This is a genomic window from Thorsellia anophelis DSM 18579, from assembly GCF_900111395.1.
In the GTDB taxonomy this organism is placed as follows: Bacteria; Pseudomonadota; Gammaproteobacteria; order Enterobacterales; family Thorselliaceae; genus Thorsellia; species Thorsellia anophelis.
This window is the reverse complement of record NZ_FOHV01000013.1, coordinates 40,130-61,109: the sequence shown is the minus strand read 5'-3', so window position 1 is coordinate 61,109 and position 20,980 is coordinate 40,130. Positions and strand designations below refer to the sequence as shown.

Genomic DNA, 20,980 nt, shown 5'->3' with positions numbered 1-20,980 from the left:
TCCAAACACTGAGGCAAATAAATTAGTGTTTGGAATGAAAATCTAATCATCTTGCAATAATGAAAGCAATAACTCTGGACTGAGTTTTTCTGATGAATCTTGATCAGAGAGCACTTTTTCTGCAAGATCTCTCTTTTTATCATGCAATTGTATTATTTTTTCCTCAATTGTATTTTCAGTTACTAAACGGTATACCGTCACAACCTGGGTTTGACCTATTCTATGAGCCCTATCACTTGCTTGATCCTCCACTGCAGGATTCCACCAAGGATCAAGATGTATCACAATATCGGCTTCAGTTAGATTTAGCCCTGTACCGCCAGCTTTTAAACTAATTAAAAAGACATTTGTTTGATTTGTCTTAAATTGTTCAATCGCATCAGCTCTTTCTTTTAGTCGGCTTTGACCTGTTAAAACGCTATAGGGTACTGATTCTTTTTTTAGAAAACTACCTAGTCTCGTAAGTAACCCCACGAATTGACTGAATATTAGAATTTTATGACCATTTGCTAATCCTTCGGTAATAAGTGTCATTGCTTCTTGCAGTTTGCTACTGATAGCGGTCTTTTCATTAAACACTAAATAAGGATCACAGCAAATTTGCCTGAGTCTAGTCAAAGCAGAGAGTAATTCAATCGGATTATGCCTTGCATTGTTTAACGCATTTTGCCTAACAACTTCATATAGGGTTCGCTCAGATTCATCAAGTGATATCCGATGATTAATTTCAATTTTATCTGGCAAATCTTTAAGCACTTCTTTTTTTAATCTTCTCATTATGAAAGGACTTGCAATTGCTCTGAGTCTTGCTAAATCGTTTTCATCTTTATGTGCTAACCCATATTTTTTCTTAAAATTTTGTATTGTGCCTAACAGTCCAGGATTAATAAATGCAAATTGACTCCAAAGCTCCACTAAATGATTCTCAATAGGCGTCCCTGAAAGGGTTAATTTACCTTTAGCATTCAGGCTAAAAATGGCTTTAGATCTTTGAGTATTATGATTCTTAATATTTTGAGCTTCATCTAAAACAGCTGTTTGCCAATCAATTTTGCTAAGCTCAATTTTCCAAATAGTTACCTGGCTGTAACCAATAATTAATAAGTCATTGACCGTTAGAGAATTGAATAACTGAATTTTATCTTCGACTTCATCAAATATGATTGGGTTTAAGGTTGGGGAAAATTTCTTAACTTCATCTTTCCAGTTATATAAAACAGATTTAGGCGCGATAACAAGGCTTGCGCCTAAATTTGCAAAATGTTCTATTACTTTAAGCGCTTGAATGGTCTTACCTAATCCCATATCATCAGCTAAGCAAGCACCAAAACCATTACTGAGTAATTGTATAGCCCATTTTACAGACTCTTTTTGATAGTCTCTAAGTGGCATAAGTAAAGATGGATTAATGTTAACGGGTTGTTGCCATTGATTTGACAAAGATCGCCAAGCGTCATCACTCTCAACATTCATTAAAGTCAGTAATTGTTGCAATGGATAGGCAAGTTTACCATCAACTTTGAAGTCTTCATCAAGCACACTTTCTAATAAATTGACTCGCTCTTTTAAAGCTTTTGTTAAAACGACTTGAATTGTTTCATTTTCTAAGGTAATAAATCCAGTCCGTTTTGCTTCAAAGAGTTTTTGTAGTTGCAAGAACTCTATTCCATCAATACTGATATCACCACTTACTTGAAACCATCCATTTTTTCCATCTATTCGTATTTTAAAATCTTCATCCGTTAAAATTTTAATTTTGGATTTTAAATGATACCAATGCAGCGTTACGTCTTTTACCTCTGCTAATTTGTCAATTACAGATGGCATTTCACTCAATTCAAATCGATAATAAGGCTTAAGTTCATTAGTAATAGGAATATCAATTTGTCCTAAAATATTGTGCACGGCGTGCAGTTCGCTTTCTAGATTACGTTTGCACCAAACATCCTTTTTAATCTCTACCCAATTTTCAGTATTAAAACTTGGTATGGTTATGTCGTTTATCTCATCTTGTAATGTAATTTCAAATGAAAATTCATCAGCATTCATTTTTAACCAGATATGGAATGATGGTTTCCAATCAATAACGGTAACAGTTCCTTTTTCAAGCGCTTCATCATAATAGTTACAGACAGGAGAAATTAATTCAATAACTTGATCTTTTTCATTTTCACTCATTAAAGGTGCATTAGTGATATGCTCTAATACCAACTTTGCTTTTGATTCGATATTCTCAAATGCAAAAATATTATTCGCGACTTCAAATAATTTAATGGTTCTATCAGTAAAAGTCCGCAGAGATTTAATTTCTGATGGGTAGACTTCAAATTTAAATGTGCTATTTTGTACTCTTGCAACCACTAATTTTTTCATTTCAATAATTGTAATTTGATTACCCTCATTATCAATCACATTTTTTGATTCTGTCATTAGCGTGAGAATCGCAAGATCTAATTTTAGATAGCTAGAATATCTATCTAAATGCTTAACTTTAACAGCATCAATAATTTTTTGATCTGCCTGTGCAAGTGATAGGTCATAATGTCTACTATCTATCTCAAGATCATCAATACTTTTTATTTGTCCTGCTGACCAACCTTTTTTAGTCATTTTTTGTACTTTGGGGATAAACCTGAGTTCTTCCTCAATTACCCAAACTAATCTTGTCTGAACCATTGATAAATTATTTGGAATCTCTGGCTTCAAAATTTTACTCAATTCGCCGATAAATTTATCGGCAAGTGTATAAGGCTTAAAAAAAGGAAAGTGATTGGTATTTTCGCGAAAAATATCATGAGCAAGACGATTAAGTGTATCTGTCATTGCATTAAAAGGCTTTAAATTTAGTATTTCTTCAATATAAGGCTCAGAAAGTAATTTTAATTTCAGCAATCTAAATTCATCTGAATCAATTACAGGATAGATTGCAATTAAAAATAGCAATAAATTATGATATTCAACTTCATTGTTTAGGTCACCATCAACCACACAATTACGAACAAAATAAATATTCTCACACATGCTTATTAATTCAGACTGATCAGCAAAAACAAGTGTTTGAGCAAACGATAGAAAATCATTATTGTAAGCATAATCTATTTGATTGACCATATTAGTGAACTCAAGCTTTAAATCATTCAAATTATTAAAATCGATTACTTTTCTAATCAATATATCTATAACTGATGTAATGGAGAAATACTGAGTAGAATGACTGAAAACACCTTTTCGAGTTTTTAAATATTGGCTATCTATGGGTTTAGCAAATAATATTAAATCATCAATCCCTGTAGCGGCAATCCAGCTATCAGCAAAAAAATCATAATGCACTGGACGAGTAATCATCGAAAGGGTTTGCTGAACATGTTTAGAAAGAATAGTATATATAAAATTGTAATGGTTAATATTTAAACCATAGATAATCATATCTGGTAGCATTCTAGCGAATTGATCCAGCACTTCTGCTTGGAATGATTGTTTCCAAAAACCATGACTACCAACCAATAAAGAATAGCCGAAGAAAAATTCACTAGGTAATGTTAAATCACCCTTAAACTCAGATAATAAAAAATCAGCGCACATCAAACTTTCATACAGTGTGGCATCTTTCTGTTTTAAAATAGCGGAAACTTCAGAACTTAATGAATGATTAGCAATTGATTTTATAGCAATAAAAAATGTTTCACTAGAAAAATAAATCTCATTATTATCAAATATGATAATATCCTTTTGTGCTAGTTTCGCCAACCGATCATTCAATTCTTTAAGCGTTAACTGGCTATATGTAACAGTAGTAACGATATCTGTATAGATAATATTTAAATGAACATTAGAATGCTTAATGAGTAAAATCAGTATTAATCTATCCAAATCGTCTAACTCATCTGGGGAAAACCACTCACTTACTTTTTTAAACCAATGATTAATAAAAATATGATTTACCACATAATTCTGGTTACTATTATCCACTGTTGAATTGTCCTAGTTATTTTTTGATACTAATTTACCAAATACAAATAAAGATAAAGATACTTTAATCTGTTAGAGTTACTACCAAATGCAGGAAACTCCCACAATTTTTATCTTACTATGCTGATAGTATGCCTTGCATGATTAAAAAAATTCAATTATTAATCCTATTCTAAGAATGAATAAAACACATTAATCCAGGTTATTTTGTAAAATTGTAAAGCAAACAGACGTGGATTTGTATAATCTCTTTTAGCAGAATGACATAAAATCAGAGTTGAAAAGCACGAGACCAGAGATATAACGCTATGTACCTAAGCTATGCTTTGAATAATAATTTGAAATAAGTAAACCTAATTATCATAGCATAAAACTCTCTTTAAGAGGCCGAAAAAATTCACATTGAATAAAATAGAGGGGCCTTGATTAGTCATTACTTTAAAAAACGACTGAAGCTGGCACTCTAGACCTATTTTGTTATAAAAAAAGTTCAACTACTCAAGGTGCAAAAATTGTTCTTAAGATAAACTTACTATATCCAGAATTTATGATGGTACTCGATGAGAATACTTATACGATTAAAAAGAGCTACGATAAATACGTCACTAACTAATTGTCATACAATTGAGCTAGAAAAAAACAATCACGTTTGAATTGAGGAAATTACCCGCTAAAAATAATCTCATTCATAAAATATTTTATATAATTAGCAGGTAACCTTATTTAATATGGATAGCTAAATTAAATTTTATCTAGTGAAACACTCTTGGGATCATTAAGCACCTTATGTAGCTGCTTTTTATCAAGCTCACCTGTAAAACTACCCACAACTACTGTGGCAACTGCATTACCGACTAAATTAGTTAATGCTCTAGCTTCTGACATGAAACGATCAATTCCATAAATAATGCCTAAACCAGCTGCAGGTATAGCACCTACTGTATCTATAGTTGCAGCTAAAACAATAAAGCCACTTCCAGTCACACCAGCTGCGCCTTTAGATGTCACAAATAAAACAGCAAGTAGAAGTATTTGCTCATAAATACTTATCGGCGCATTTGTTGCTTGTGCAACAAATATTGCAGCCATTGTTAAATATATCGAAGTACCATCTAGATTAAATGAATATCCTGTTGGGAGAACTAAGCCAACACAAGATTTTTTAACACCTAATTTTTCCATCTTTATCATCATGCGTGGTAAGACAGATTCAGATGAAGATGTTCCTAGTACAATTAAAAGTTCATCTTTTATGTACCTAACTAGTTTAAATACACTAAAACCTCTAATACGACACACTATCCCTAAGATAACAAAGATAAAAATGAGACATGTTAAATAAAATACCCCCATCAATTGAGCTAAATTGAGTAATGAGGATACTCCATGTTTACCTATTGTAAATGCCATAGCACCGAAAGCACCTATTGGTGCAACTTTCATGATCACACCGACAATACCAAACATAATCTCAGAAAATTTCTCAATCTGGATGAAAATTAGATTTTCTTTCCCACCATGTCGTTGTAGTACAAAACCAAAAATGACTGCTACAAAAAGAACTTGGAGTATTTGCCCACCAGCAAAAGCTCCAACAAAAGTATCTGGGATAATATTCAAGAAAAATTCGGGAACAGTTTCAAGTTTTTTTCCTTGAATAGAGGCAATTTCATCTAATGAATTAGGATCAATATTCATGCCTTGGCCAGGTTTTAAGACATTCACGATGATAAGTCCTAATATTAGCGCAACTGTACTCATTACTTCAAAATATAATAATGCTATCCCACCCGTTTTTCCAACATTGCGCATGTTATCCATGCCAGCAATACCCATGACAACAGTACAAAAAATAATTGGTGCAATTGTCATTTTAATTAATTTTATGAAGCCTTTACCAAAAGGCTCCATTTGTTGAGCTAATTGAGGATAAAATATTCCAAGTGCTATACCAATAATGACAGCTACTAATACCTGCATATACAGAACCTTATACCAAGGTTTTTTATTATTTTTTTTATTACTCATTCTGCCTCCCTATTTTTAGCGGGAGTAGTATACAGATTGATCAGATGTAAAACATGCGTTAACTCACGTTATTTAAATGTATTAGGTTAGTTACTCATTTGTTATACAAAAATGTTTCAATTCTTAATCAGCTCTATTTCGCTGTAATCTTCAAATAGTCAAAATTTGAATAAAATAGAGCAATCTTAGAACATCGCAAAGTCAGATAACACTACGAAAAATGTTAATGGGTGTATGTTAATGGACAATTATAATGTTCCAATTAAAGACGAAAATATAAAACCATATTTATCCGCTCTATATAAAGAAGTAATCAAAGACATACATAATCATTTTAGATTTGAATTCAAAGGCGTTTAATGGTGAGTAAGATCATATTCTTAAGATCTTTCCAAAAGTTCAGCTATTAAAGCTAATCAATACGTTGAATGATAAGAAAGCATCAGGCGTCATTGTTTAATTGACTTCTGATGCTTTAGATAAACCAATACCTTAATTCAAATTTCTAATCACTAGGGGATAAACGACTATTCTATTACCCTAAATGGAATATCAACAGAAAATGTACGATATGTGTAGGTAATTGTCCCTGTGGCAGCGTTATTCCTCGCAGTAACATATCCAGAGTAACTGATTGTAATTCCAGGATCATTAACAGTCCATACACCATCAAATGCTGTATTACCAATTGGACTAATAAATTTTCTTCCCCCTTCAAATATAGCATAGGCTCTTAACTGTCCGTTACCCTGTATTCTAATTTCTAGTGGCGAAGGCTCGACCTCAATACCTCTAACTGCTTCTAATTTAGCTTCTATCGGTTGCATCTGCCCTGTACGATTCAAGTTATCTCTTGGTGTCACCTCTAAAACAACTACTTTTCCAGAATGAAAAATAGGTGATGAAGACGTTGGAAACGGGATAATACCTGAATTTCTCACCGTACCATTACCTATGATAGAACTCTCATTCTTGATTCGCCATACATAGGTCGAACTATCGAATGAATTCAATTTTCCTCCATTGTAAAAATCATAAGTCGCACCTTGATTCTCAAAAACAGCGAGTTCATTATTCTCCAATATGCTAATCAATTTTAAATTACTAATACTTGGTGGTAGTGCGTCAACAACAACATCAATCGTAACTGTACGTCCTAAGTAACTAAACGTCACACTTCCAACAGCCTCAGTGCTTAAATTTGAATTAAGTATGATATTGCCTTGATTATCGACCAATGCGATCGATTCATCATTAGAGCTCCAGCTTCCTAAAAAAGTGATATCTTTACTGCCTGAAGCATATTGTGCTGTTACACTGACTGCAGAAGAATGTGTATCATTTAATGTAAACCTAACACTCTTAGGATCGGCAATGAATTGTGCAGTTTCAATGCTCCCTGAAATAGAGATAGGTTGACCACTTCGATTGAATTGATCTTTTGGAAGCATTTCTAACATAAGTGTAAAACCAGATTGTTCCAGTGCCAATTTTGGTGAGTCTGGTACCTTTCCTGATTCTACTATTTTATCACTTACTAAAAGATGTGAGATACCTGCTGCATCAATATAACTCCATGTATATTCTGAATGATCTTCTGCAATTGGGTCACCTTTTTCAAAGGTATATGTTGCAGAAACTGTGTTGTCAATATTCAGTGCATTACTAAATTGTAACTCTATGATATTTGATGATTGTGTGAATTGGTTATTTGGATTATCTGATGTTATGCTAACAGCATCACCGACAACATAGTAGGTAGAGTACTTAACAGAATCAAAACCTAACTCTTTTTTGATAGGCAAAGCAGAAACAGAATAGACTTTCGCTACATCCTCTAGTGTTAAAACAGGTGACTGATGACTCGTTTGATAACTAGGATTTTGAAAATAAGCCTGAACCTCTGTTGTACCTGCTTCACCCCACCAAAAGCGCGATACATCTTCACTATCGCTTTCACTATTGCTAATAAAATCATACTCAGCTGTAAGTTGAAAATCTGGTAAAAATGTACCTTTCATAATCAAATTTTCAATTCTAGGCTGGACTGGATTTTCAACGACCTTACCAAAGCTTGCATTAGAATCTATTTTCTCTAATCGCTTGCCTTCATTAACTTGAGTTGAATGTCCAGCTAAATCATATTCTTCTTGCCCAAAAAAATAACGTATATCCCATACTTTAATAGGACTACCAACATTAGGATAACCTGTCGCTGTAACAGGTGAGTATGTAAAACCAATGTATTTTCCTATTGCATATTCTGGAATACGTAACCCATGGGTATACAGACTTAGTGCAGACGTTCCTGCTGCAATCAAGTCTGCCTCATTATTTAAAGCTGTTACGGATAAATCTTCCCAAGATTGTATGCTTTCCCATTCTTGCTGTCCTGAATCTAATGCGAACCATGTTAACTGTGATTCATGGTTATCAGTTAAACAGGGATCTTTATCTTGATCAGCAAACATAAAATAACGGTTATCTAAATTATAAAATTGCATAGGATCTACAAATCCACTAAATGTTGCTTGACAGAACACAGATGGAATAAACAACTCAGAGCCTTTAGTCAACACAGGTAAATAATTTTCATCATAAAGAATTTGTTTTGATAGAGATAAATAAGCGCCAATTGATTGCATAAAAGGTTGATAACCCGCAATTTTCTTAACTTTATTAGAAGAGCCAATTTGGCTAGTAGCAGAAGAGTTAATTGAATAAATTACTATTAGAATAACTGATATTAATAAAGCCGGTAATTTATATAGATTATCCTGTTTTGAATTCATATTATTTCCTTAGTTAACAAATTAACATCGAAAGACCCAACATCTTTCAAATTGAAGTTTCAGCGGCTAATTTAATTTACTGGTATACGACATTTTGAGTTGTTTTGTTTATAGGTTCTGATGACTTCCGTGTTCTCTGAATTCATAGATAAAATATCCAATTTTATAATAACGTTTTACTAGTTACTTATAAGATTGAGTTTATCAGAGGTACTGCCCTAGAACATTGTATGATTATTTATTCTCATAATTGAATCATAGGTATAGATTTTAAATACTTATTTGTTATGATTGCTTTCTATTATTGTAATATCTCATAAACTTATTGGTATTTAGGTAAAATAACTTGATAAAAAGTAATTTGCTCGTTACTTAAATAGATAATAAAGCACTTTTATATGTAATTTATTTGGATGAGGAGGGGTATTTATTTTAAATGTTATCAATAAAGTAAGGATAACTTCAGATTGTGTATCAGTAATGTTATTGCAGACCTAGAGATTAAAATAAGTTTTTGCCCTAGTTAACACAATAAACTAGTTTAACTCGTCATAATTATCTAGGTCACAGGCAACTAACTATCTTTGACTAACCTAGCTTTGAATGTTTCTAATTCTTCTAATAATATATTTTTTAATTCAAGGGGCTTGATTTCATCGATTGCGGGCATCCAATAGCGAATAATAGGAAGTATTTCATTATGATTTGTCACCGACACCTTGACTAAAATAGTATTATCTTGATTGACGATCACCTTTTGATTCGGAATAACCGTCCGTCTTGTAAAATATTCGGCATATTCTTGAGATATCTTGAACTCGACTTCAAATTTTTCTTCACTTAGCCAAATACTTTCATCCTGTTCAATCATATCTCGATATTTTTCTTTAATTAAAAATTTTTCTTTAGTTAGATAGATAGTTAATATATTAGCTAGTGCAAAAGTTTTGATTTTATTATTATCAATAGCAGCTAAATACCATACACCTTGATAATCAATTAGTTTATAAGGTTCTATTCCCTCATAACGTTTCTCATTTTGAGTTTTTTTATAATTAAACTCAACTTTAATATTTTGCTCAACTGCTTTTTCAAGCAAAGCATGGTTTTGCTTCATTAATTCAGTCAATGTTACACGCCTTGCAGCTTGAACTTGGAAAGGTAAGTTTTGTTTTGTGTATGATAATAATTTTTGTAAACCTTTTTTACTTAATTTATGAGGTAAGACAGCCTCAGAATCGACAAGTTCTAAAATTTTCTTTATATGTTCTGGAAAGAAACTAGTAATTGTTAAAGGATCTAAATAATAGGTATTCCCTTCTTTGATTAAGTTTTGATGTAACTCTGCAGGAAGACGATCACTTAGATCATGCTGAATTGCCCTTTGAGATACTTGAAATTCTTCTGCTAGTAATTTTGTTTTTATTTTATCTCCTCTCATTAGTCTAAAAATAATTGCAAACATTCTTTCCGAATAAGGCATATTAGTCTCTCTTTATCAATATTAAATTCTTAATCTATCTATGCTTAAATTAACGCATATCACGACACCAAGTTTCGCATTATGACTAAATGTTATTTAATATTTCCAATTAAGTCAAATGAATATTTTAACTACATACTAAGATTTGAATTCGATCTGATACAATTTTCCATTTTTTTAATTGCGAAGCTAGTTGTCACCTTCTCTTGTTATAGTATTGGTAGTTTTGACATAACCAATTAGCTAAAGGAGAATGCTATGAATATTGAAGTAGATAAAAATGAAGATTTTGCAACAGATTATACATTTCGTACTCGCCGCACACCGAGTCCATTTCCTGAAACTGATCCTGATCTAGAAGAACTAGGTCGTGTTTTTAAGTCTACTGAATTTAGAACTGCTGCGATTACAACTGTTGTTGGAGGTGTAGTTGCAGCTAACTCTGATTCAACAATAATCAAGGCCGCTGGAGTTGCAGCTTTAATGTATGGTGGGTTTAAAATTATTGATTCATTCTTAAAAGATGGTTCTATTGAATGACTATTTTATCTTCTGACACGGATAACCGTCACTTACGATTATCCGTGTCAAATGAAACACGAGTAATAGTGATTGGAGATCTTCATGGTGAAATTTCACAATTAAACAATCTTCTAGATAAACTTCGTTTTGATTGCGAAAAAGATCTATTAATTTCTACTGGAGATTTAATTGACAGAGGTGAAAATAGTTACGTTTGTCTAGATAAATTTATGAACACCCCAAATTATTTTGCTGTTTTAGGTAATCATGAACAACTAGCGATTGATGCATTAAAAAATAATGATTTTGGCTTGTGGTATTTAAATGGTGGTGAGTGGTTTGATGAATTACCTACACACAAAAAAAAGCTAGTTATCCAATACTTTGATTTACTTGATCATAAGGGTCTTTATACAATTTGTTTAGAGAAAAATGATAAGCGTTTTGTAATAGCTCATGCAGACATTCCAAATCAATATTATCGATTTGGCCAAACTTATTCAGCAGAACAGATTCAGTATCTATTATGGAATAGGCAGTCTGTTCATAAAATGGCTAAAGGTATTGAAATAAGTTATCACGGTGCGGATCAATTTATTTTTGGACATACACCTCAAAAAGAAATCATGAACTTTGGCAATGTCACTTTAATAGATACTGGAGCATGTTTTCACGCTTATTTTAGTAAACTATCCTATTTAGAAATTTAAGTAAGCTGTTAATTATAAATGGTTTACCATCACCAATAAATGTAATATTATTTATAAGAGGAACAATACATTATGATAGCCCCTCCCATTCCCCTAAAAGCTTATTGCCCTAAATGTAATTGGGTAGATGATACAATCCAAAGGAGTGATTTAATAATGACGCCTAATGGCATGCATTGTCCTGAATGCCAATCACAAATTAGCTTGAGACCTTTGACTTTATTTGAACAATTAGTTGATAAATTTAAATTTTAATAACAAACTTTGTCCAATCCAATTATTGGGGTAGATAGGCCCCAATACATTTTCTGTAGTAGCATACTCAAATATCTAATAAGGTAATTTATATTATAATAATTCTTTAACTCACAGCTAATTTGATTCTAGGTATCAATCAATTCCATACACTCTATTCCTTCTCAATCGACAACTATCTAAAATGTATCATAGGGTATTTATCTCGGTATTAGTTTGATTGTAGGATGTTTAATATGACTGGTATAAAGTAATTTTTTCAAATTAATTGGATAGAGTTAACTGATTAATGTTTAAACAGATCAAACTAATTAACATCAATTTATTTCAAAAAATTACACATTTGTAACTTTTATCATTTTTAGCTACAATTTCATCATACTCATAATAGATAAATCAAATTAACTTTGAAGAAAACTACCATGCAACCTTATCATTTACAAATTGGCGCTGCAGCCGAAAAGCGTGTTCAAGATGCATTATCTAATTTACCTCTACCTTGGCAAATATTTGAAAGTGTTGAATGGCGTAATTTATCTAATACAGGTGGGGAACAAATAGGTGAAAGTGATATCATTGTGTTTCATCCAAATTTTGGCGTAATTGTGATTGAAATTAAAGCTAATGGTGTTTATGTTGCAAATGGCACTTGGCACTATGAATCTGGACGAGTAATGAAATCATCTCCGTTTTCTCAAGCAAGACGCAATAAGTATGCATTAATTGAAAGAATTAAAAGTAAATTAAAGCCTTCTGAATTAGATAATCTGATTTTTACGCATGCAGTGTGGTTTCCCGATATTATCTGGAACGTTGAAATTATTGATGCTGATTGTCCGGCACGATCCTTTATTTTAGACAGAAATAGTTTAGGTACACCTGAAAACCACTTAATGGACATTTTTAATGCTGTAATCGCTAAACATAAAGCATCAAAGATTAAATGGGCGCAGCATCAAATACGAGCTCTACATACATTATTAGCACCGACGATTACAATTAATCAGCCCCTTAGGGTAACAGTTGATGATTCCATTCAAGCATTAGAACAGGCAACTTTAGAACAAATTGAGATATTATCTATTCTCAAAAACCAGAATCGTCTACTCGTTGAAGGTGGGGCTGGTTCAGGAAAAACACGTCTTGCACTTTTTATCGCAAAACAGCATGCAAATATAGGGAAACGAGTTCTTTTTACGTGTTTCAATAAACAATTAGCCCAATACATTGCAACTAGCTTAAGTGAGGTTGAGAATCTTACTGTTCTCTCATTTCATGAACTAGTAAAACTTACAGTACAATCCGTTGGGATGCCTTATACAGTACCGAGCGATAAAGATAAGATCCAAGCATTTTTTCAAGAAGAAAGTCCTGAGCACTTATTTCAAGCATCAGTTTTTCTGGAAAAAAAATATGATACGATAATTGTTGATGAAGCTAATGATTTTTTAAATACTTGGTGGATAGCTTTAGAATCATTAGGCGTCCCTGATTTTAATTGGTATTGCTTTTATGATAGACAGCAAATACTGTATGTGAATAAATCTGAATGGGAAAAACCTTTTAAAGGGAAACCTTTTAAACTAGAACATAATTTGCGTAATACCCGACCTATTGGTGAATTTGCAGCTATGCAAGGCAATTTCCCACTCCCAAATAAGTTTAGAGTTGATGGCGGAATCGCACCTAAAATTTACTCAGAAGATTCTACTGAGAGTATAGGTAAGCAGCTAAATACCCTTCTATCTCAATTAATTGATAAAGAATATATCTTACCTGAACAAATAGCTATCTTGTATCCTTACAATAAATTGATTAATTCACCAGAATGGTTAATAGGCACTAATGGATTTGAATTAACAGACCAATGCCATACAAATATCTTGAATAAAATTAAATATAGCACAATTCAATCTTTTAAAGGACTAGAGTCTGATGTTGTAATTTTATTCGGTTTAGATGATAACATCATTAAGAAAAATGAAATTTTATATATAGGCTGCAGTAGAGCTAAAAGCCTGCTTTACATTATTAACAGCTAAAGAGCAAATTGTTTAAATAGGATAAATTTTGTCGGTATCAATTAATAAGATGCGTTATTGTCCCTGTATTGTGGGTTTACCATGCTTAGTATGATAGGTCTCGTTGCAAGAATATCTTTATAAATCATTATCTCATTTGATGAATCTGTTAAAATGATGGGACTAGGTGTAATTTGACCACTCAGAAGCTGATGATCAATTACGACTTTATCTCTCACCAAAAATATCTGACCTGTTTCAATAGCGATTGTTTGGTATTCCATCCAGTCGAGCTGGTTAGGATTAACTGCGCCTGATATCGCCAAGTCGTTAAAATTAAAGTAAGGAGGAACAATAATAATTAAATCTGTAGGATTTACAAAAAATGAGAGTTTCTGTGTTTTACCATTTTGATAAACAAGCTGGCTAAGCGATTCTATTTCCTTACTTAATTCTAAGAGTTCGCCCGTAAACGGTCTAAAATTGATATGTAGATAAACAAGACTATAATCGTAAAATCTATCTTTAGAAATAAAGACTACAGTGATAGCAACGAATATATAAAATGATAAGGACCTAAAATGCCTAATTTTCATATTATTCAATATAAGCAACCTAAATAATGGTAATTCGATTAATACTTTTAAAAGCAAAAGAAATCATTAAAAATCTTATCTATGCACGCTTTAAAATTCATGAATTGAACTCAGCATCACGATTACGTTCTTTCAAGCAACTACCGCATATTTGTAGCGAACATAATCCTTCAAGTACAACCCCATCGATAACTGCACCTATCGGATACTTATCTGAACGTTTACTCATCGCAATATAACGTTGCTCAGGCCTTCTTTTTATCATTCTTTGTATAAGCTGGCAATTATAAACATGAATTTTATTACCTTCTTTCTCCCCTGCAATAACTTGATGAAAATTAAATGAATGATCATAAATATAGATAAATACAGGCTCAGATTCAATTCTAAATTCACCCGCTGCATTAACCTTAATTTGATTAGGTCCATCACCTATGACTAAGCCTTCAATGCCACTAAAAAAAGGCTTTTTTTCAGTAGGTTCATTTTCAACCTGTGTTACTAATCTGGATTCTGTTATTTTGGGCTCTATAGTGATATTTTGACGATCAGCACCTAACTGCTCAGCAATATACCATAATGCAGAAAAATCATACTTTAATGCCATAATTTACTCTTCAATTATTTTTCTAATTTGAATATCTGCATTCGTGTTCACTCTAAACGAAACACGTCTAGACTTATCGGAATCTTCAACCCCGTTATCATCTAAAATAAGTTTGCTTGACGACAATCCCACAGCTGCTACATGATTTCTGATCCAATCACGTTGAGATTTAATCTCCTCTAAAGATTGAATATAGGATAATACTGATCGTGTTCTAGCTTGTGATAACGCCATATTATTAAAATAGGCTTCATCTTGATCTTCAATATCTCCCCACTGACTACTTGTGTGCCCCTCAATTCTTACTTCATTAATAGATTCTTTGAACTGGTTTAAAACTTGCATATATCTTGGAAAAAAATCCCCTAACACAGATTCAAACCCTTCAGTTAACTCATAAGAACCTTTAGCAAACAAAATATCTGGAGATTTGAATTCAAAAGACAATGTTTCTTTATTAATCTGAGCATTCCATTTAGTTAAATCATTTGAGAATTCCTTATCTAACGCATCATAGATAGCAACTTGGTTTTGTTGGTAAGCTACAGCAATCGATTTAACCTTATCCCTTTCAATTTTCACTTTATCGCGTTCATTTAGTGCATGTCGCATTAAGGCAATACTTACAAATAAAAACACTACCATAAGCCCTGTCATTAAATCTGACACACTAATCCATTGCTCAGACGCATCTGCTTTTTTCACTCTTTTGGATGACTCTCCAAATATATTTTTCATACCACAATGAGTCCTACTTATAAATCAATATCGATTAAAATAATCTATTACTGGCCAGTATTAGATTTATATGATGCCATAAGGTGCCCAGCTATAGTTGCTAATGCACTGCCTAAATCTTCTAATGCTTTATTAAGGGATTGTTCAAGACCTTCATCAATAGATTTAAGCTGGCTGTTAATAGCATTATTAGAATGTTCAACTGATTCTTTAACATGCTGCTCTATTCCCCCTAGAACGGTTTGACTGTGGCTAATTAAATGCTTGCTCATATCAATTTGTGCAGTTTGAACTTCTTGTGTAATCGCTTTAACGGCTTGTTCAAATTGATTGACCACGTCTAGTGTCGCTTTATCAAATGAATTAGCTTGATTATTCATAGTCTCAATTGATTTTGCAACGCTGCTGCTAACTTGTGATTCTATAGCGGCAAGCACATTTTGCGTATGCTCTTTCACCGACTCACTAATGCTATCTTGGGACATACCAAAATCTTTTAATATCGCTTGATGAGTTGTCTCAAGCTGGTTAAGTAGAGATTGCATGACTTTCTCAAATGTTACAAATTGGACATTTAATGCCTCAGTAGTCTTATCTACATTAAGTTTAGTATGCTCGCCAATTTGATTCAATATCATATCCGTATTAGTAGATAAAACTTCACTCATTTTGTTATGAGATATTTCAAACTCATGACTCACCGAACTAAAAGTTTCATCAAACTTATCAATTAAATCTTTCATCGTCTCATTAAAATGGCCTGAAATGTGACTAGTTGCTCTAGCCGCTTGTGTCAATTGTTTTGAGATAGTCTCAGAGGACTCACTCATTTTAGATGAAGCATCTCCAATCGACTCAGTTATCATGGTAGTTGCATTTGTCATAGATTCAGTCATAAGAGTCGACGCATTCGTCATAGATTCATTAATTAAGCTAGCCCCATCTGTTAATTCAGTGGTCACTTGCTCTATCTTAGACTGAATAATAGGTACAGCTTCTATCGCTTTGTCTCTCATATCAGAAAAAGTCTTAAGATGCCTAGATAATTCATTTATTTGATGCTGGTTAACGGTTAATACCGATTCAAGAGATTCAGAAAAATTAACAGCATTGGACATAGACTGACTGATTTGATTTGTAGATTTTGAGATATGTTCAACACTTTCAGAATTTTGTTTATGCAGTGCTAAAAGTCTTTCCATTTCGTGGAGATTATTATTTTGCCAATCGACAAGCTTGAATACTGCATCATTCAACTCTTTGAAGTTTTCGCCAAATTGATCAGTTAGATTCTTATTAAAATCCTCTATAACCGATTTTAATGCATCAATTATCGTCTCAGTAGCGGATTTCGAGAGTATATCACTAAACTCATCTAACTTAGTCCATAACTTAGTTTGAAATGCTTCAAGATTTAACTCATTTTGTTTTTGGTTTTCTTTAGTCTCTTCACGTAATAACTTTAATTGACCTACAGATGATTCATCACCCTTTTCAATCAAATTATCCGCAATCTTATCAAGTGTATTGAATTGATTTTGTAAGACTTGATAGATATGAGCAGGCGTAATATCCTCCTTGACCGTAATTTCTTCGCTAGCGTTATGTCTAGACTCAAAAATAGTATGGATTGTCTTAAATATCATTGATAATACAAGGCCGATCAGACTAGTTACAAAAGCAGTCTTTAAACCTGTTAACAAAGTCTCAATACTATTATCTATGGTTGCGGGGTTAAAATCTAATAGTCCGAAAAATATTCCTAAAAATGTTCCAAAAATCCCTATCGATGTTAACAGTGAAGGCGTATAGTCTACAAAGGGCATCCACTTTTTAAAAACAAGACAAGCCAATGAGATAAAAAAGATGATTAGCATTACAACGAAAAACTGTTGATTGATGCCACCATCCAAAACTAGATTATAAAAGGTATTAAACATATGATTAAGCTCTTAAGTCAACGAATAGGTGTTAGACAATTTTATGAAGTTCAATGGGTATTATACCTTACTAATGCCCAATAGAAATAAAATAGTCTAATTATTACACATCCTCAACATTTTTGCTTAATGAATTAGTATCACGCTTCTGTTAGACCACCCCACCTACATCAACCAATTGAAGTAATTAACATTAAAATTCAACTATTCACTCCTAAGTAAATCCAACAACCTTTCTTGCTCATATAACTCACTTTTTTCATTAATTGCACCACAGGCTGTTAATAATGATGAAACCAGAATGACGACAATAACTTTATTAGTCATATTTTTTTCCTTTCAGTTTAATTACGCCCTAATTTTTACATCCACCATATAGTGATTGGTAAAGCAATATATTGCCCAACTTCATATACTTCATCTAACACTGTAGTAATTGGAGACAATCCTGTTGCTATACCATTTTGGATTGCCAACTTAGTCGAATTTTTGGGTAATCTCGTAATAAATCTATATGGTATTGGCCTTGTTAGTTTAGTCATAAATGAACCGTCAAAATTCTCATCTAAAGGAAGAATAACGCCTCCTTTTTCAGTTAACTCAAGATTAAAACAAGGTTTCTCTTTTATTTCTTCATATGTATAAAAAATAATTTTTTCATTTTCTAGCATCGTTTTAAATTTTTCTCTATCATCTGTTGATAAACTATTTTTAAAACACATGCTAATGACTAAAGGATTTAATATTGGTTTTTTATGTAATACACCTGTATAGGTTGAGTACTCAAGAAATAATGTCATATTTGGGTAAGTATAATTTCTAGAGTAAGGGATGATGTGATCTTTAATTTCATCTACTGATAATATAAATTGCAATTGTTCCGACATAGGAGCGATAATTTGGTATTTATTGGTCATTATCATCATTTTTTTGTCAACAGGATTAAAGGCAAATCCTGTAATAATATCATCTTCTCCTTCAAGCACAGATCCTTCAAATGCATCCGTAGAGTCTAAAACTGCATCGCTAAACACATTTCTATGAATTTTTAAATTAATACATCCTTGTAATAAAAACATAGAAATTAAAATTACGACTATATTTCGACAATATCTCATATAAACCCCAGCCATTTAAATTGTGATTTTTCCTCAAGAAATAAAAATGCAATTCAACCAAGATCATCTTTGCATTTCATAAAGAAAGTTTACATGTCCAAGTTAAATTTGAAAGAAATCATTTCAAGTATTAATTAAATGATACTTTGAGGGTCATTTTTAGATATGTTCTTAATATGTCAAAGCAAACTGAAGGCGGATATCACTACATAATCACAATGCAGTGCAATGTTTCTAAAAGAGGGTAACTTTCATATAAAATAAATAGTTTAAAAACCTTAGCAGCAATCATATCTGCTAAGGAGTCTTACGGCAAAGTATCAACTTTAATCGTTGAACGTCATCATAGTGGATAACTCTGTAAAAATAATCCCTAAAGCATGAGCACCTGCATCAGGAAAGCCAATACTTCTCTCTCCTGCTGTACCAGCTCGCCCCATTTTAGCAGCAAATGACTCAGTATTTTTAGCTCCTTCGACCGCAGCTTTTGCTGCTTTTTCAAATGCAGTACGCCATGAATGATTGTTATTCGCACTAAAATGCCACGATTCTGAGGCAGGAATTAGTGCATCAATTAAAGTTTTATCTCCAATTTCAGCGCCACGTCCAAAGGAACGTTTTCCTGTCAATTGAATGCCTTCAACCATAGCTTGCATCATATTTGCGAAATCTGATATGGTTATGAATGATTTTGCACCAATGCTTTTCCCTGCACTTCTAAATGCAGCTCCCCAGATTGGACCTGAAGCACCGCCACAATATGCCATTAAAATCAAAGAAATTTCTTCAAGAAATAATCCTATATTGTTATCTATGCAACTTAGCTCTTCAAATCGATGCTTTAATTCTTTGAATCCTTTAGCAAGGCTCATACCAAAATCACCATCACCAGCATGAGCATCAAGCTCACAAAAATAAACTTCATTTTTGATAATTATCTCTGCCATGCAATCTATTAAATAGATCATATTTTGAGCTGAGAATTGCCCATTTATTATTGCTAAACTTGGATTAGTTTCCCTTAAATAATTTGATTGATTCGTTTTCTGTTTACTTTGTAAAGACAAATCAAATGGTTCTGGCATAATATAAGTGGTTTGTTTGAAGCCTGGAGCGTCACAAGGTGCACTTAGAAAATGTAGTAACTCATCGTCTATTTTTAAAATTGATAATGAAGCCCCTGCCATATCAATACTTGTCATATAATTGCCAACTAGAGCATAACGAATAGTAATGCCTTTTTCAGCAAACCATTTTGCAACGTCGTAATAGACAATATATAGTTCCATTAAAGGCGTCGCACCAAATCCATTAACTAAAATAGCAACCTCATTTTCACTTGAAAGTTTTAGTTCTAAATTTATAGCGAGCATCATTTTCTGGACAAGCGTTTGACTATTTTGTATAGACTCTCTACTGATACCAGGCTCACCATGAATTCCCACCCCATATTCAATTTCATTCTGGCCTAAATCAAATGTAGGAGTACCTTTTGTTGGAACAGTACATGAATTTAATGCAAAACCAATACTTTTAACCGAATCAGCTGTCTTTTGAGCTAGACGCTTTACTTCACTAAGAGGTAATCCTTCTTCAGCAGCAGCACCTGCTACTTTATGGACAAAAACAGTGCCTGCCACCCCTCTACGCCCTACAGTATAAAGGCTATTTTGAACAGCAATATCATCATCTACCTTAACCGAATCAACGATGATACCATCATCATCTGCCATCATTTGAGCACTTTGAAAATTCATGATATCCCCACTATAATTTTTTATAATTAATAGTGAGCCAGCAGCATTTTGAACTTTTCTAATTGCCTGGTAGACTTGCACTTGTGTTGGAGAAGCAAATACATCTCCACACACTGCTGCATCTAATAACCCCTCTCCAACATAGCCTGCATGCGCAGGTTCATGGCCACTACCACCACCACTGATTAATGTAACCTTATCTTTTTTAGTATTTTTTCTATAAATAATCCTATTGTGTAAATCTAACTCAAGTGATGGATTAGCAAGTACGATACCTTGACACATTTCACTAACAATATTCTCAACTGAATTAATAATTTTTTTCATCTAATATTCCTTAAAATGTTATCTACATAATCTATTATTTGTTAATCATTTAAAAATTCGCATAGCTTTCAAAATCTAAAAAATATTATTTAACTTTACTTTTAATACTCAAAAAAA

The 20,980-nt window shown here is 32.6% G+C and carries 15 protein-coding genes; 4 read left to right on the top strand and 11 right to left on the bottom strand.

Going from position 1 to position 20,980, the window contains the following annotated elements; all coding sequences use genetic code 11:
- Positions 1-42 precede the first annotated feature (42 nt).
- The 4 genes from BMW37_RS09135 to BMW37_RS09120 form a co-directional block, all read right to left on the bottom strand.
- The gene (locus BMW37_RS09135) at positions 43-3,969 is read right to left on the bottom strand and encodes a DEAD/DEAH box helicase (RefSeq protein ID WP_093320008.1); all 3,927 of its coding nucleotides are present in this window, start codon (positions 3,967-3,969) and stop codon (positions 43-45) included.
- Positions 3,970-4,710: 741 nt separating this feature from the next.
- Positions 4,711-5,997, bottom strand: a complete 1,287-nt coding sequence (locus BMW37_RS09130; protein ID WP_093320006.1) for a dicarboxylate/amino acid:cation symporter — start codon at positions 5,995-5,997, stop codon at positions 4,711-4,713.
- A gap of 527 nt (positions 5,998-6,524) precedes the next feature.
- Positions 6,525-8,789 (bottom strand): hypothetical protein, encoded by a 2,265-nt coding sequence (locus BMW37_RS09125; protein ID WP_093320003.1) that lies wholly within the window; start codon positions 8,787-8,789, stop codon positions 6,525-6,527.
- Between the two features lie 574 nt (positions 8,790-9,363).
- The gene (locus BMW37_RS09120; protein WP_093320001.1) at positions 9,364-10,272 is read right to left on the bottom strand and encodes a helix-turn-helix transcriptional regulator; all 909 of its coding nucleotides are present in this window, start codon (positions 10,270-10,272) and stop codon (positions 9,364-9,366) included.
- Positions 10,273-10,530: 258 nt separating this feature from the next.
- Here BMW37_RS09120 and BMW37_RS09115 point away from each other — a divergent pair, with 258 nt between their 5' ends.
- The 4 genes from BMW37_RS09115 (at position 10,531) to BMW37_RS09100 (ending at position 13,801) form a co-directional block, all read left to right on the top strand.
- Complete coding sequence (locus BMW37_RS09115; RefSeq protein WP_093319999.1) at positions 10,531-10,812, top strand: hypothetical protein; 282 nt, start codon at positions 10,531-10,533, stop codon at positions 10,810-10,812.
- On the top strand, positions 10,809-11,504 hold the full coding sequence (locus BMW37_RS09110; RefSeq protein ID WP_093319997.1) for a metallophosphoesterase: 696 nt from the start codon (positions 10,809-10,811) through the stop codon (positions 11,502-11,504). Before BMW37_RS09115 ends, BMW37_RS09110 begins: the two co-directional genes overlap by 4 nt.
- A gap of 72 nt (positions 11,505-11,576) precedes the next feature.
- Positions 11,577-11,759, top strand: a complete 183-nt coding sequence (locus BMW37_RS09105) for an SIR2 family protein (RefSeq protein ID WP_093319994.1) — start codon at positions 11,577-11,579, stop codon at positions 11,757-11,759.
- 422 nt (positions 11,760-12,181) lie between these two features.
- A complete protein-coding gene (locus tag BMW37_RS09100) occupies positions 12,182-13,801 on the top strand; it encodes a nuclease-related domain-containing DEAD/DEAH box helicase (protein WP_093319992.1) in 1,620 nt (539 codons plus the stop codon).
- A gap of 41 nt (positions 13,802-13,842) precedes the next feature.
- Here the strand turns inward: BMW37_RS09100 and BMW37_RS09095 are convergent, their stop codons facing one another.
- From BMW37_RS09095 to dhaK, 7 genes are all read right to left on the bottom strand, one after another.
- Positions 13,843-14,385, bottom strand: a complete 543-nt coding sequence (locus tag BMW37_RS09095) for a hypothetical protein (protein WP_093319989.1) — start codon at positions 14,383-14,385, stop codon at positions 13,843-13,845.
- An 88-nt stretch (positions 14,386-14,473) separates the two neighbouring features.
- The gene (locus BMW37_RS09090; RefSeq protein ID WP_093319986.1) at positions 14,474-14,983 is read right to left on the bottom strand and encodes a hypothetical protein; all 510 of its coding nucleotides are present in this window, start codon (positions 14,981-14,983) and stop codon (positions 14,474-14,476) included.
- A 3-nt stretch (positions 14,984-14,986) separates the two neighbouring features.
- Complete coding sequence (locus tag BMW37_RS09085) at positions 14,987-15,640, bottom strand: OmpA family protein (protein WP_425441782.1); 654 nt, start codon at positions 15,638-15,640, stop codon at positions 14,987-14,989.
- Between the two features lie 128 nt (positions 15,641-15,768).
- Complete coding sequence (locus tag BMW37_RS09080; RefSeq protein ID WP_093319981.1) at positions 15,769-17,661, bottom strand: MotA/TolQ/ExbB proton channel family protein; 1,893 nt, start codon at positions 17,659-17,661, stop codon at positions 15,769-15,771.
- A gap of 204 nt (positions 17,662-17,865) precedes the next feature.
- Positions 17,866-17,988 carry a hypothetical protein gene (locus BMW37_RS15750; RefSeq protein ID WP_281241270.1) on the bottom strand — a complete coding sequence of 41 codons (123 nt, stop codon included), beginning with the start codon at positions 17,986-17,988 and terminating at the stop codon, positions 17,866-17,868.
- Positions 17,989-18,023: 35 nt separating this feature from the next.
- Positions 18,024-18,794 carry a hypothetical protein gene (locus tag BMW37_RS09075; protein ID WP_093319978.1) on the bottom strand — a complete coding sequence of 257 codons (771 nt, stop codon included), beginning with the start codon at positions 18,792-18,794 and terminating at the stop codon, positions 18,024-18,026.
- A gap of 311 nt (positions 18,795-19,105) precedes the next feature.
- Positions 19,106-20,863, bottom strand: a complete 1,758-nt coding sequence (gene dhaK / locus BMW37_RS09070) for a dihydroxyacetone kinase subunit DhaK (RefSeq protein ID WP_093319975.1) — start codon at positions 20,861-20,863, stop codon at positions 19,106-19,108.
- Positions 20,864-20,980: the final 117 nt, after the last annotated feature.

Bases quoted from the DNA above. Each gene is read 5' to 3' on its own strand.
- BMW37_RS09130 (WP_093320006.1), bottom strand. From the start codon at position 5,997: ATGAGTAATAAAAAAAATAATAAAAAACCTTGGTATAAGGTTCTGTAT.
- BMW37_RS09125 (WP_093320003.1), bottom strand. From the start codon at position 8,789: ATGAATTCAAAACAGGATAATCTATATAAATTACCGGCTTTATTAATA.
- BMW37_RS09120 (WP_093320001.1), bottom strand. From the start codon at position 10,272: ATGCCTTATTCGGAAAGAATGTTTGCAATTATTTTTAGACTAATGAGA.
- BMW37_RS09115 (WP_093319999.1), top strand. From the start codon at position 10,531: ATGAATATTGAAGTAGATAAAAATGAAGATTTTGCAACAGATTATACA.
- BMW37_RS09110 (WP_093319997.1), top strand. From the start codon at position 10,809: ATGACTATTTTATCTTCTGACACGGATAACCGTCACTTACGATTATCC.
- BMW37_RS09105 (WP_093319994.1), top strand. From the start codon at position 11,577: ATGATAGCCCCTCCCATTCCCCTAAAAGCTTATTGCCCTAAATGTAAT.
- BMW37_RS09100 (WP_093319992.1), top strand. From the start codon at position 12,182: ATGCAACCTTATCATTTACAAATTGGCGCTGCAGCCGAAAAGCGTGTT.
- BMW37_RS09090 (WP_093319986.1), bottom strand. From the start codon at position 14,983: ATGGCATTAAAGTATGATTTTTCTGCATTATGGTATATTGCTGAGCAG.
- BMW37_RS09085 (WP_425441782.1), bottom strand. From the start codon at position 15,640: ATGACAGGGCTTATGGTAGTGTTTTTATTTGTAAGTATTGCCTTAATG.
- BMW37_RS09080 (WP_093319981.1), bottom strand. From the start codon at position 17,661: ATGTTTAATACCTTTTATAATCTAGTTTTGGATGGTGGCATCAATCAA.
- BMW37_RS15750 (WP_281241270.1), bottom strand. From the start codon at position 17,988: ATGACTAATAAAGTTATTGTCGTCATTCTGGTTTCATCATTATTAACA.
- BMW37_RS09075 (WP_093319978.1), bottom strand. From the start codon at position 18,794: ATGGCTGGGGTTTATATGAGATATTGTCGAAATATAGTCGTAATTTTA.
- dhaK (WP_093319975.1), bottom strand. From the start codon at position 20,863: ATGAAAAAAATTATTAATTCAGTTGAGAATATTGTTAGTGAAATGTGT.